The sequence below is a fragment of the Vibrio sp. 1F169 genome (genome assembly GCF_041439605.1).
Taxonomy (GTDB): Bacteria; Pseudomonadota; Gammaproteobacteria; order Enterobacterales; family Vibrionaceae; genus Vibrio; species Vibrio tasmaniensis_A.
In genome coordinates, this window is record NZ_JBGOOI010000031.1 from 1 (window position 1) to 13499 (window position 13499).

The following is a 13499-nucleotide window of genomic DNA, read 5'->3' on the forward strand; positions in this document are numbered from 1 at the left end:
TCTGTAGGATCGTTCAACTGATCAGGAAAATGCTTAAATGATCAGTGTTAGCTCATTGAGCGGCATTTTTGTAACGGTAATCTAGTCACTTTATTAAAGACTCTGGTTAGAGTATTTAACTAGGATTTAAGCATTACTTACTTGCGACTTTTAGACCTGCGTTTACATCAACAATGTCTTGTTCGCTTAGCGTGCCAACAGCTTGACGAAGCTGAAGTACACTTAGGATGTAGTTGTAACGAGCATCTGAAAGGTTCTTGTTGGCATCGTATAGACGACGAGTTGAATCTAGTACGTCAACGATAGTACGAGTACCTACATCAAAACCTGCTTCTGTAGCTTCTAGAGCCGACTGAGCAGAAACAACAGACTGTTCGTAAGCGCGTAGCGCACCAATTGAAGCGCTGATGTTGTTGTTGAAGGCACGAACGTCTTTTACAACGCTACGGTAAGTCGCCTCTAGGTCTTCACTTGCTGCAACATAGTTGTATTCAGCCTGTTTAGTCAAAGAAGTTGTGCTACCACCCGTATATAGAGGAACAACTAAGTTTAAACCAACGTTTAGGTTGTCTTGGTCGTAGTCGCTATTCCCTTTAGCTGTAGTCGCTGTATTCGTTTGGCCTGCAAATGCGTAGCTACCGTCCAAGGTTAGGCTAGGAAGGTGACCGGAGCTTGCTAGTGTGATGTTGTCTTTAGCGATGTCTTGGTCAATACGCGATGCCAATAGCTTCAGGTTTTTCTCTTGTGCTTGCTCAACCAGTGCAACAGCAGATTCAGACGATTTGCTTGCTGAGAAGCGGTCTGTATCTAAGATGTTTAGGTTAGAGTGCTCTTGACCTGTGATTTCACGTAGGCCTTCGTAGTTATTAATCAGTGTGTTCTCTGCTAAAACTTCGTCTGCCAATACGCCATCGTACTGAGCTTGCGCATCATGCACATCGGTGATTGCTGAAAGGCCAACTTCAAAGCGCTGCTTAGTTTGTTCCAGTTGACGAGCAACTGCGGCTTTTTCTGCACGAACAAACTCTAGGCTATCTTGAGCACGAAGTACTTCGAAGTATGCGGTCGCAACACGAAGGATCAGATCTTGTTGCTCTGCTGCATAAGCAGAATCAGCTTGGCGAGCTGTTTTCTCTGCAGTATCTAGCGTGATCCAAGAAGAGCGTTTGTACAGCTCTTGTGTGAAGCCAACGCCAACACCCCATTGATTATTGTCAATATTTGACGTACCACTTGAGTCATTGTCGCGTTCACCGCGATTGATATCGTAGTTCGCGTTCAGGTTGATTTGCGGTAGTAAAGAGCTACGGCTTGACGTTACTGCTTCAAAAGCGGCATCGCGCTTCGCTGCTGAACGAAGAAGTTGTGGATCGTTCTGTTTTGCTTGGTCGTAAACCTCAGCTAGCGTATCAGCGAAAGCTGACGAACTCAGGCTGCCAATTGCTGCACTGATAAATAGTGGAAGCAGTTTTTTCATTTTCCTATTCCTGCCTTTAATGGAATTTTCTTTAAAAGAGTTTAACCCAGTTTGGTGGTAATTTACTCGAAACTTTGCACTTTTTTACAGTTAACTGTCCACTTGTGCAATATTTATTTTTTAAAACTTAACTTTAATTATAAGTTTTATACTAAAAGTTGAACCTTATCCTTGGTAGTTAACTCGGACAATGAGTAAACTATAAGATCACTTAGTGAGGTATCAAATGCAACAGTATGACAATCAACGACATGAGTTTACTCCGCAAGATGTGGAAATAGTCTCAAAAGAGACGCTGTTTCGTGGTTTTTTCAAAATGGTTAAGTACACATTTAAACATAGACTGTTTGAGGGCGGCTGGAGCCAACCAATCGAGCGTGAGATGTTTGAGCGTGGACATGCTGCCGCGTTGTTACCTTATGATCCTATACGTGACGAAGTCGTGATCGTCGAACAGATCCGTGTCGGTGCTCTAGAGCATGAGAACCCGTGGCAATACGAAATTGTTGCGGGGATTATTGATACCGATGAATCACCACAAGATGTTGCTCGTCGTGAGGCGATGGAAGAAGCGGGAGTCGAAGTCGGATCTGTATTGCCTATTACTTCGTATTATCCTTCATCCGGCGGTTGCTCAGAAAAGCTCGACGTCTTTGTTGGTTGTGTTGACGCCACGACAGCAAAAGGGGTTCACGGATTGGATTACGAAGGTGAAGATATTCGAGTACAAGTGATGAGTCGCGAAGCCGCTTATCAGTTAGTAAAAGACGGTGTGTTTGAAAATGGCGCCACGATCATTGCGCTGCAGTGGCTACAATTGAACTACCAAGAATTACAGTCAGAGTGGATAGATTAACGTCATGCCAAATATAGCAGTCAAAAAACCGTATCATGTCGATCTGGCTGAATTGATGCGAGTTTACGAGACTAACTATGCCAAACTTAATGCTCTGTTACCGGTTGAGCATGAGGTTGGTGACGTTCGCTGTTACCAAGCCGTTAATATGGTGTATCAATTGACAGTGAATGAGGTCACAAAATACACCACATTAATAGATATATGTCAGAGTGACGCGATGCCAGTGTTTCCTTTGCCAAAAATGTCTGTCAGGCTATATCACGACGCTCGAGTTGCAGAAGTGTGCGCTAGCGGGGATTTTTCGCGAGTCAAAGCAAAATATGACTATCCCAACACAAAACTTCTGCAAAAGGATGAGAAATTTCAATTGAACAAATTTCTTGGGGAATGGTTAACGTTTTGTTTAAAAACAGGTATCAGCCGAACCCCAGTTTCTTTTTAATTGAGCCTATTTAAAAACACTTTTAAAGTCTAAACAGTAACGTATCTGGATTTGTTATTTTGGAATTATCACACACTTCAAAATTTGATGAGAGCAGTATTAAGCTTGTACAGCTAACGGACACGCATTTATTTGCGCCGAGCAATGGCAGCTTATTAAGCATCAACACTCAAGATAGCTTTCGTGCTGTAGTCGATGCCATTGTTAGTCAAGGCTTTGACTATCAAGCGATTTTGGCAACCGGTGATATTTCTCAAGATCACAGTGCTGAGTCGTACCAAAAATTTGAGTCAGGAATTCAACCTTTGGATAAGCCGTGTTACTGGTTACCAGGGAATCATGACTTCAAACCGAATATGGGCAGTGTTTTACCATCACCACAAATACAGTGCGTTGAGCATGTCTTGCTAGGCAATAATTGGCAGATGGTGATGCTGGACTCGCAAGTGGTTGGTGTGCCTCACGGACGTCTCAGTGATCAACAGCTTGATCTACTAGAACAAAAGCTAACCGAATTCCCCGAACGTAATACCTTGGTTCTGCTGCACCATCATCCACTATTGGTTGGCAGTGCATGGCTGGACCAACATAACCTGAAAGATGCTGATCAATTTTGGGAAGTGGTTCAACAGCACACCAATGTGAAAGCGGTACTGTGTGGTCACGTTCATCAAGACATGAATCGAGATCATCATGGTGTACAAGTCATGGCAACACCGTCGACTTGTGTGCAATTCAAACCTAACTCAGATGACTTTGCGGTTGATACTTTGTCGCCTGGTTGGAGAGAGATTGAATTGCATCAAGATGGATCTGTAAGCACGCAAGTTCACCGTTTACCTCATGGACAATTCTTACCTGATTTTGAAGCGGCAGGTTATTGATGTTTGATTCTGAACAGCAAGCCGCTAAGCCGCCACTGCTTCTCTATATTCACGGCTTTAACAGTTCATCACGTTCTCACAAAGCAACGGTGATGGCTGACTATTGCGCGGAGCATCGTCCTGATATCAAGGTGATGACACCTCAACTGCCGAGTTTTCCTCAGCAAGCGGCCATTTATTTGCAGCAACTGGTGGAGCAATATAAAGAGCAATATCAGATAGCGTTGGTAGGTAGCTCGTTGGGTGGCTATCTTTCAACATGGCTGAATAGTCACTATGGCTTTAAAGCTGTGGTTGTGAACCCAGCCGTTAAGCCGTATGAGCTTCTTGCTGACTATTTAGGTGAACAAGTAAATCCATACACAGAAGAGCGATATGTTCTGGAAACAAAACATATCAATGAACTGAAGGCGTTAGAGGTTCCGGCTATCGCTCAGCCGAGTGACTTCTGGTTACTTCAGCAAACGGAAGACGAAGTTCTGGATTACCGACAAGCGGTAGAGAAGTACCAAGGTGCAGTACAGACAGTAGAAGAGGGCGGGGATCATAGCTTTGTTAATTTTGAACGCTACCCCCAACAAATCATCACCTTTCTAAATCTTTAATCTGTTTCAGCAATCAAGTAATTTTCTCTTGTTTGACTGTTATTTCATCTATCAGTGGTGAAATATCATAGTTTGATGCCTTAGTTTTTGAACTAGCTTGACATCATTACTCAGCTTCCAGACTATATTCCCCAATACTTCGCTCGTTCGCTCTACTATGACGGTTCATAGTAATGATTTCGCTTTAGTCAAACTAGAGCCAGCGAACTGACGCAAACTTTTTGAGTAAACTCCGTATTATGACTGAACAATATAATGCAAAAGACCTCGAGGTACTTGAAGGTCTCGACCCCGTGCGACACCGCCCGGGAATGTATACCGAGACAGAAAGACCAAACCACCTTGCCCAAGAAGTCATTGATAACTCGGTTGATGAAGCACTAGCGGGACACGCTAAGAAGATTAAAGTCGTGTTGCATGCTGACCAATCGTTAGAAGTGACGGATGATGGCCGTGGTATGCCGGTTGATATCCACCCTGAAAAAGGCATCTCAGGTGTTGAGCTGATTTTAACTAAGCTCCACTCTGGCGGTAAGTTCTCGAACAATAACTACAAGTTTTCAGGTGGTTTGCACGGGGTAGGTATCTCGGTGGTAAACGCGTTGTCAAAACATGTTGAAGTGACGGTTCGCCGTGACGGTCAGGTACATGAAATTGCCCTTGAAGGTGGTCATGCCGTAACGGATCTTACTGTTACAGGTACTTGTGGTCATCGCAATACCGGTACGACGGTACATTTTTGGCCAGATCCAAAATATTTCGATAGCTCTAAGTTCTCTGTTTTACGTCTTATCAATAACTTGCGCGCTAAAGCTGTACTTTGCCCTGGTTTAGAAATCACCTTTGTCGACAAGGTTGGCGGTGAAGAACATAAATGGTTCTATGAAGATGGTCTAAAAGACTACCTTGCAGAAGGTGTGAAAGGTTACACCTTACTGCCTGAGGAACCTTATGTTGGCGAATTCGTTGCTGAAACAGAAATGGCGAACTGGGCGATTATTTGGCAGCCAGAAGGCGGTGATATGATCACCGAGAGTTACGTGAACTTAGTACCAACTAAGCAAGGTGGTACACACGTAAACGGCCTTCGACAAGGTCTGCTTGATGCAATGCGTGAGTTCTGTGAATTTCGTAACCTTCTACCGCGTGGCGTTAAGTTAACGGGTGACGATATTTTCGATCGTTGTTCGTACGTATTATCGGTGAAGATGCAAGATCCGCAATTTGCTGGTCAAACAAAAGAACGTCTTTCTTCTCGTCAAACCGCAGCGTTTGTGTCTGGGGTGGTAAAAGATGCCTTTAGCTTGTGGTTGAACGAAAAACCACAACTGGCAGAACAGTTAGCTGAAGCTTGTATTGCGAATGCTCACCGTCGCATGCGCGCAAGCAAAAAGGTTGTGCGTAAGAAGATTGCTTCAGGCCCAGCACTGCCGGGTAAGCTAACCGATTGTTCGGTTCAAGATTTAAGTCGTACCGAAATCTTCTTCGTGGAAGGGGACTCGGCGGGTGGTTCTGCTAAACAAGCACGTGATCGTGAGTTCCAAGCGGTTATGCCACTTCGCGGTAAGATCCTAAATACATGGGAAGTGTCAGCGGACCAAGTATTGGCTTCACAAGAAGTACATGATATTTCGGTGGCTCTGGGTATCGACCCGGACAACGATGATTTATCAGGCCTGCGTTACGGTAAGATCTGTATCCTTGCCGATGCGGACTCGGATGGTCTTCATATCGCGACACTGCTATGTGCATTGTTTACCCGCCATTTCCATGCATTGGTTGAAGCGGGTCATATCTATGTGGCAATGCCTCCTCTGTATCGTATCGATTGCGGTAAAGAAGTGTTCTACGCACTCGATGACGCAGAGAAAGATGGTGTGCTTGAGCGACTGTCGCAGAAGAAAGCTAAGATCAACGTGCAACGATTCAAAGGTCTGGGTGAAATGAACCCACTTCAGTTACGTGAAACCACCATGGATCCAAACACTCGTCGTCTTGTTCAATTAACGATTGATGACAACGAAGCGACCAACGAGATGATGGACATGCTGCTTGGTAAAAAACGTGCAGATGATCGCCGTACATGGCTACAGACTAACGGTGATATGGCCGAGGTATAATGGATGTCTAACGAAATTACATATGATGGCGTTGAACAGCTGCCAATGCGCAAGTTCACCGAAGATGCCTACTTAAATTACTCAATGTACGTGATCATGGATCGTGCATTACCGTATATCGGTGATGGCTTGAAGCCAGTGCAGCGTCGTATTATCTACGCGATGTCTGAGCTGGGCTTATCAGCTGCATCGAAATACAAAAAATCAGCACGTACCGTTGGTGACGTATTAGGTAAGTATCACCCACACGGTGACTCTGCTTGTTACGAAGCGATGGTATTGATGGCGCAGCCTTTCTCTTACCGCTACCCATTGGTAGACGGTCAAGGTAACTGGGGTGCTCCGGACGACCCGAAATCGTTCGCTGCAATGCGTTATACCGAAGCGAAATTGTCTAAGTTTGCTGAGGTTCTGCTAGGTGAACTAGGTCAAGGCACCGTTGATTGGCAACCAAACTTTGATGGCACCATGAAAGAGCCTCAAATGTTGCCTGCACGTCTGCCTCACATCTTACTTAACGGTATTACTGGTATCGCGGTAGGTATGGCGACTGACATCCCGCCTCACAATGTCCGTGAAGTGGCGAACGCAGCGATTCACTTGATTGATACGCCGAAAGCTGAACTTCCAGATGTGATGGGTTTCATTCAAGGCCCTGATTACCCGACAGAGGCTGAGATTATTTCGCCGAAGTCGGACATCGAAAAGATCTACCGTACTGGACGTGGCAGCATCAAGATGCGCGCGGTTTGGCACAAGGAAGGCTCTGATATTGTTATCACGGCTTTACCTCATCAAGTGTCAGGTGCGAAGTTACTTGAGCAAATTGCTAACCAGATGCGCGCTAAGAAGCTGCCAATGGTTGACGACTTACGTGATGAATCAGATCACGAGAACCCAACGCGTATTGTTGTCGTTCCTCGCTCAAACCGTATCGACTGTGACCAATTGATGAGCCACCTGTTCGCTTCTACGGATCTAGAGAAAAACTTCCGCGTTAACTTGAACATGATTGGTTTAGACAATCGTCCTCAAGTTAAAGGCCTAGTTCAAATTCTGAAAGAGTGGATTGAGTTCCGTCGTACAACTGTTCGTCGTCGTTTGCAGTACCGTTTAGATAAAGTACTAGCACGTTTGCACATTTTAGAAGGTTTGCTTGCTGCTTATCTTAATATCGATGAAGTGATTGAAATCATTCGTACAGAAGACGAACCATGTCCTGTATTGATGAGCCGTTTCAACATTTCTGAAATTCAAGCTAATGCGATTCTTGATATTAAACTTCGTAACTTAGCTAAGTTAGAAGAGTTTAAAATCCGAGCGGAACAAGAGGAACTTGAAGCTGAACGTGAAAAGCTTGAAAAGCTACTCGGTTCAGAGCGTCGCTTGAATACGTTGATCAAGAAAGAAATCCAAGCAGATGCAGATAAATACGGCGATGATCGTCGTTCACCTCTGATTGAGCGTGCTGAAGCGAAAGCACTAACAGAACGTGACTTAGTACCAAGCGAACCAATCACGGTTGTGTTGTCTGAGAAAGGTTGGATTCGTCATGCTAAAGGGCATGAAGTTGATGCTGAAGGCTTGAACTACAAATCTGGTGATAAGTTCTTAGCGAGTGCTAAGGGTAAGAGTAACCAACAAGCGGTGTTCCTTGGCAGTGATGGCCGAAGCTACTCCCTTGAATCTCATTCATTACCGTCGGCACGTAGCCAAGGTGAGCCAATTACAGGCCGCCTGAACGTCAGCCCTGGTACTTCGATTCGCCAAGTGGTGATGGGAGAGAATGAACAATTATGGTTAGTCGGTTCTGATGCAGGTTATGGCTTTGTTTGTAAGGGTAGCGATCTGCTTTCAAAGAACAAGAGCGGTAAAGCGTTAGTTAACTTGCCACAAGCTTCTGAAGTGATGTTGCCAAGCCCTATTGCAGATCTGGACAGTAACCAGATTCTGGCGATTACTAACCAAGGCCGTATGTTGTTGTTCCCTATTAAAGACCTACCTCAGCTGAGCAAAGGTAAAGGCAACAAGATCATCAACATCCCTTCTGCGAAAGCAAAAGAGCGAGAAGAGTTTGTATCGCATCTGATGGCTATTCCAGAGAATGCAACGCTGACTATTTACGCGGGCAAACGTAAACTTGGCTTGAAACCTGCGGATCTTGAAAACTTCCGTGGTGAGCGTGGTCGTCGTGGTGGTCTGCTCCCAAGAGGTTTGCAGCGTGTGACTCGCATCGATATCGATGAACCTAGTGACGCCTAGTTTTGATTGAGTTTATCATTAGCTTTGATTGATAAAAGAAAACCCAGCTTAAGAGCTGGGTTTTTTGTATCTATACTTTTTGTCTCTGTAATTGGCGGTTTGAGTTACTCGCTATTAGCAATCAAACTAAATAAAGACTATAGGCGCGTGTCTTCGGTAATGGTGACCTTGAGTGTCTTGTTTTCACCTTTGCGCAATACACCAACATCAATGATAGTACCCGGGCGAAGGTCAGTAACAATGTCCATTACGCTCTGTCGTCCGCTAATTTGGGTGTTGTTGATGCTGATAATGATATCTTGTGCTTCAAAGCCGGCATCGGCTGCAGGACCATTCGGGTCAATGCCTAAGACAACAATACCACCGATGTTCTTAGTACCGAGCAAGCGTGATGTCACCGAATTGATGTCTTGTCCGTCGATACCAATATAACCACGAATGACACGACCATCGGCGATGATCTTCTCCATGATTTTATTAGCAAGTGAGTAGGGGATTGCAAATGAGATCCCGTAGGTTTCCATGTCGGTAGCTTGTTGGAAAGAAGCCGTGTTGATACCGACGAGCTCACCTTGTGAGTTAACCAGTGCACCACCTGAGTTACCTTCATTGATTGCAGCATCAGTCTGGATAAAGGCTTGGTGACCATCTGCACTGATCGAAGAACGACCTGTTGCAGAGATAATGCCAAAGGTTGTCGTTTGCCCTAGGTTGTATGGGTTACCGATAGCCAGCACCACGTCGCCGACATTTGCTTTGTAATTCGGGTTCAGTGGAATAACAGGTAAGTTGTCACCGCTGACTCGGAGTATCGCAATATCGGTGCGTTTGTCTGAGCCGACAAGTTGTGCGGCCGCTACTCGTCCGTCTTGAAGTGCCACGACTATTTGGTCAGCTTGAGCAACAACATGGAAGTTGGTAATGATGTAGCCTTTTTCGCTAACAATCACCCCTGAACCTAATCCTTGAGTCAGTAGCTTGTTGCGATCGCTTTCTGCGTATTTACGACTATAAATATTGACCACAGCGGGTGCAGCTCGTCGCACCGCTTGGTTAAATGAGATCTGAAGAGAGCCAATATTATCGACTTGAGGGTTCGTGACGTCTGCAACAATCGCCGGCCTTAAACTCGGGAATGCGAGAAGAATAAGCGCCGCTGAAACGAGTCCAAGGGAAATAGAACGAAATAGAAAGGACAGCATGTTTCCCTCTTCAACAAGTAAGGTATGAAGCATCCGTCAATGGATGACTGACTTGATTATCAGTGAAGCATAGCATTTTGATTGATCTAAAGAAAAGGGAGACGGAGTAAGTTTAAAGCAAACTTACTGAGCCTCCCTGTAATTACGCTGACGTATGGCTATCGAATAACTAGATAGATAGTCCTATCGTCTCGCTGGATATTAAGTGCCAATACGCCAGGTTGTTTTTCAAGAATCTTTCTAAATTCAGCAAGGTTCTTAACTGGTTGGCGGTTTACCCCGATGATGATGTCATCTTTAAGAAGCTGATAAGCTTCTGCTGGCGAACCTTGAGCGACACTTGATACCTTGACGCCTGTCGCTGAATCGCTGTCGGTTGTGTTGGTGAGCTCTGCACCGGCAAGTCCTTCATGGAGCTTTTCAGCTTGTGTCTTACTATTTGTGGATTCACCAAGCGTGACGTCAAAGGTCTTATTCTTACCGTCACGAACCACGCCTAACTCGATCTGTTTACCTGCACCTAAGGTGGCTACTTTGGCTCTTAACTCACTAAAAGTGTCAATACGCTTACCGTTAATGGAGACAATGACATCGCCCGCTTTCAATCCGGCTTTGTCTGCAGCACTGTCGGGTACAATTTGGCTAACAAAAGCACCTTTGCTGGACTCATAACCAAGCGCTTCAGCCAATTCCGAGGTGACCTCTCCACCTTGGACACCAAGCATGCCACGTTTTACTTCACCGAAATCGAGAATCTGTTCAGTCAGGTTTGTCATCATATTGGATGGAATGGCAAAGCCGATACCGACATTGCCTCCGTTAGGTCCTAGGATGGCCGTGTTGATACCAATCAGTTCACCGTTAAGATTCACTAACGCACCTCCAGAGTTACCACTGTTAATCGCGGCATCGGTTTGAATGAAGTTTTCGAAGTTCTCTAGATTGAGACCGCTACGTCCTAACGCTGAAACGATACCGGATGTTACGGTTTGACCAAGCCCAAATGGGTTGCCGATAGCCACACTGAAATCGCCGACTCTCAATTTGTCGGAATCTGCGACTTTTATCTGGGTAAGGTTTTTGGCTGTTTCGAGTTTTAATAGCGCGATATCAGACATTTGGTCGCCGCCGATGAGTTCTGCATCGTACTCTCGACCATCATGCAGTTTTACTTTGATATCGTCGGCACCATTGATGACATGGTAATTGGTGACAATATGGCCTTTCTTGGCATCAATGATGACACCAGAGCCTAGCCCGCGGAATGGACGCTCTCGTGTTTGTTCTGGACCAAAAAAGAATTGAAATTGTTCAGGGATTTGCTGACGTTGTACCTGTTTGCCTTCTACGGCAATACTAACCACAGCGGGGGTTACTTGTTCAAGCATAGGAGCAAGGCTTGGTAATTGTTCATTACCCACACTTAATGGAAGTGCGGCTGTAGCTTGAATGGGGGTGATGATTGAACTTAAGCTTAAAGTCAGTACTGATAAAGCAAGCAAAGGTTTTTTCATCATAAACTCCTCTCTAGTTAAGGTCTTAACCCTCTTATACGTTTAATAAGTATGAGAAGTTTCAAATGACCTGAGTGAAAGTTATGACTCAAAAACCTTTGTAAAGTTCACAGAAGTGTTAAATGTTTACGATGCTTTTGCTGTAACGACATCGGGAGCATCCATGATTTCTTTCTTCTGCTCGGTAAATAAACCCGTTGCGCCATTAGCGTAATCTTTCGGTTGTTCTTCAAGCGTCGACTCTTTGACTGAAGACTTATCTTGTGGCTTATCCGAATGAGCAGCGGCTGTTTTCACAAATGGGTTGTCTTGCTCTGGCAGGTTAGGGAGTAGCTCTGAGCTTGTTTTTTCCATGTGTTGGTAAAGCTTTGTATAGTCCTTACCTAAGGTGTCCAACATTTCTGCTGATTTCGCAAAGTGGTCAGCAAGCTCTTGTCGCTGCTGTTCCAGGGCAAACTTTGCGCTATCTAATTCTTTCTGTACGTTCTTTTGTTTTTTGTATTCAGGTGTCATGAGACGAGAAATAGCGACCCCTAAAATAACTCCGACTAGTAAACCGGCAACGGCATACATCCAAGGCATAACAGCTCCTTATTATTGTTTTTTAACATGTTTGTTACTGCTTAGTTACACGTGATACAGCTCCATGGTACTATGAGAAAGCCGCAGTATAAAGAGAAATGCGTGTGCGCTAGTTAGCAGTTTGATGCTGCATTATTCACCGCATAGCGACATGTCTCATACTGTTTGGGCTCATTTTTATTTGCTGTCTGATATCGCTTTCATTGTGGAAATGTCGTCATGAATCCCATTAAAAAATACGAACAAGATATAAAAGAACATGGATTTCAAAGAGATCCAGCACAAGAGCAAGCCGTTAAGTCTTTAGATGAACTCTTTCATCAATTCCAAGATTACATGAATACGCCTATTCCTCAACTGACTCGATTCCAGAAGTTAATGGGCAAAAAGCCAGAACTACCACAGCCACCAAAAGGCCTCTATTTTTGGGGCGGCGTTGGGCGCGGTAAAACGTATTTAATGGATACGTTCTACGATGCCTTACCGACCACAAAAAAAATGCGCGTTCACTTTCACCGTTTTATGTATCGAGTCCATGATGAGCTAAGGGCGCTAGGTAATGTTAGCGACCCGTTGCCTTTAGTCGCAGATAAGTTGAAAGAAGAAGCGGATATTATCTGTTTTGATGAATTCTTTGTTTCAGACATTACCGATGCCATGATCTTAGGAACTTTGTTCCAAGAGTTATTCGCTCGAAACGTTATCTTGGTTGCGACCTCTAATATTCCACCTGCGGATCTGTATCGCAACGGGTTACAGCGAGCGCGTTTCTTACCCGCTATTAAGCTCATTCAAGACAACTGTCATATTCTTAATGTTGATAGCGGAATTGATTATCGTCTGAGAACCTTAGAGCAGGCTGAGATCTACCATTACCCACTGGATAGCCAAGCGAACATTAACCTCGAAACATATTACGCGCAGCTTGTTGGTGAAGATAAAGAGAAGCTTAAGCAGATAGAGGTTAATCACCGTCAATTAGATGTGGTCGAAGCGAGTGATGGTGTGCTGCATGGTACTTTTGCACAGCTTTGTCAGTCGGCTCGTAGCCAGAACGATTATATTGAGTTGTCTCGGGTATATCACACGGTTCTATTGGCTGATGTGTTGCAAATGGGCGCGACTTCCGATGACGCTGCTAGACGCTTTATTGCGTTAGTTGATGAGTTCTATGAGCGCAATGTGAAACTGATTATTTCAGCGGAAGTGGAACTAGAAAAACTATACACCCATGGTCAACTAGAGTTTGAGTTTAAACGTTGTCAGTCGCGTTTAATTGAAATGCAGAGCCATGAGTATTTGGCAAAAGAACACTTAAGTTAGCTTTGATTATCTCGAATAAGAAAGAGAATTAAAAAAATCGTGATTTTGTTCAAAAAGAGGTGATTTTTTCTTCGCTCTTCTCTATAATCCTGCGACCTACCGTTACTGCGGGCCTCTAGCGATGAGTAAAATCACGTTATGCCAAGAGTTTTCCAACACTCGAAGGGGTGATGAATGGTAACTCTTAGACAGTGGGAATACGCGAGTATTCCTTAAGTGTAAATTTTTT

General features: G+C 44.6%; 11 protein-coding genes. 7 read left to right on the forward strand and 4 right to left on the reverse strand.

The features are described 5' to 3' along the window. Nucleotides 1-133 precede the first annotated feature (133 nt). On the reverse strand, nt 134-1477 hold the full coding sequence (tolC, locus tag ACED53_RS13195; RefSeq protein WP_017101357.1) for an outer membrane channel protein TolC: 1344 nt from the start codon (nt 1475-1477) through the stop codon (nt 134-136). A 226-nt stretch (nt 1478-1703) separates the two neighbouring features. Here tolC and nudF point away from each other — a divergent pair, with 226 nt between their 5' ends. From nudF to parC, 6 genes are all read left to right on the forward strand, one after another. Beyond that, nucleotides 1704-2333 (forward strand): ADP-ribose diphosphatase, encoded by a 630-nt coding sequence (gene nudF / locus ACED53_RS13200; protein ID WP_012603196.1) that lies wholly within the window; start codon nt 1704-1706, stop codon nt 2331-2333. Nucleotides 2334-2337: 4 nt separating this feature from the next. After that, nucleotides 2338-2778 (forward strand): DUF1249 family protein, encoded by a 441-nt coding sequence (locus ACED53_RS13205; protein WP_009848962.1) that lies wholly within the window; start codon nt 2338-2340, stop codon nt 2776-2778. 59 nt (nt 2779-2837) lie between these two features. After that, nucleotides 2838-3662, forward strand: a complete 825-nt coding sequence (gene cpdA / locus ACED53_RS13210) for a 3',5'-cyclic-AMP phosphodiesterase (protein ID WP_017101356.1) — start codon at nt 2838-2840, stop codon at nt 3660-3662. Continuing rightward, the gene (gene yqiA, locus ACED53_RS13215) at nt 3662-4267 is read left to right on the forward strand and encodes an esterase YqiA (RefSeq protein ID WP_017101355.1); all 606 of its coding nucleotides are present in this window, start codon (nt 3662-3664) and stop codon (nt 4265-4267) included. The genes cpdA and yqiA overlap by 1 nt, the downstream gene beginning before the upstream one ends. 239 nt (nt 4268-4506) lie before the next feature. Further along, nucleotides 4507-6387: a DNA topoisomerase IV subunit B gene (parE, locus tag ACED53_RS13220; RefSeq protein WP_017101354.1), complete on the forward strand. Its 1881-nt coding sequence runs from the start codon at nt 4507-4509 to the stop codon at nt 6385-6387. A gap of 3 nt (nt 6388-6390) precedes the next feature. Beyond that, nucleotides 6391-8649, forward strand: a complete 2259-nt coding sequence (gene parC, locus ACED53_RS13225; RefSeq protein ID WP_012603199.1) for a DNA topoisomerase IV subunit A — start codon at nt 6391-6393, stop codon at nt 8647-8649. 137 nt (nt 8650-8786) lie between these two features. Here the strand turns inward: parC and degS are convergent, their stop codons facing one another. The 3 genes from degS to zapG all read right to left on the reverse strand — a co-directional run bounded on the left by degS (nt 8787) and on the right by zapG (nt 11947). Beyond that, nucleotides 8787-9851 (reverse strand): outer membrane-stress sensor serine endopeptidase DegS, encoded by a 1065-nt coding sequence (degS, locus tag ACED53_RS13230; RefSeq protein WP_029225535.1) that lies wholly within the window; start codon nt 9849-9851, stop codon nt 8787-8789. 158 nt (nt 9852-10009) lie between these two features. Continuing rightward, complete coding sequence (locus tag ACED53_RS13235; RefSeq protein ID WP_029225534.1) at nt 10010-11365, reverse strand: DegQ family serine endoprotease; 1356 nt, start codon at nt 11363-11365, stop codon at nt 10010-10012. A gap of 126 nt (nt 11366-11491) precedes the next feature. Beyond that, nucleotides 11492-11947, reverse strand: a complete 456-nt coding sequence (gene zapG, locus ACED53_RS13240) for a Z-ring associated protein ZapG (protein ID WP_009848969.1) — start codon at nt 11945-11947, stop codon at nt 11492-11494. A gap of 219 nt (nt 11948-12166) precedes the next feature. On the opposite strand from zapG, the gene zapE reads away from it, so the two are divergent. Next, nucleotides 12167-13270, forward strand: a complete 1104-nt coding sequence (zapE, locus tag ACED53_RS13245) for a cell division protein ZapE (protein ID WP_017101352.1) — start codon at nt 12167-12169, stop codon at nt 13268-13270. The last annotated feature ends 229 nt before the right edge of the window (nt 13271-13499 follow it).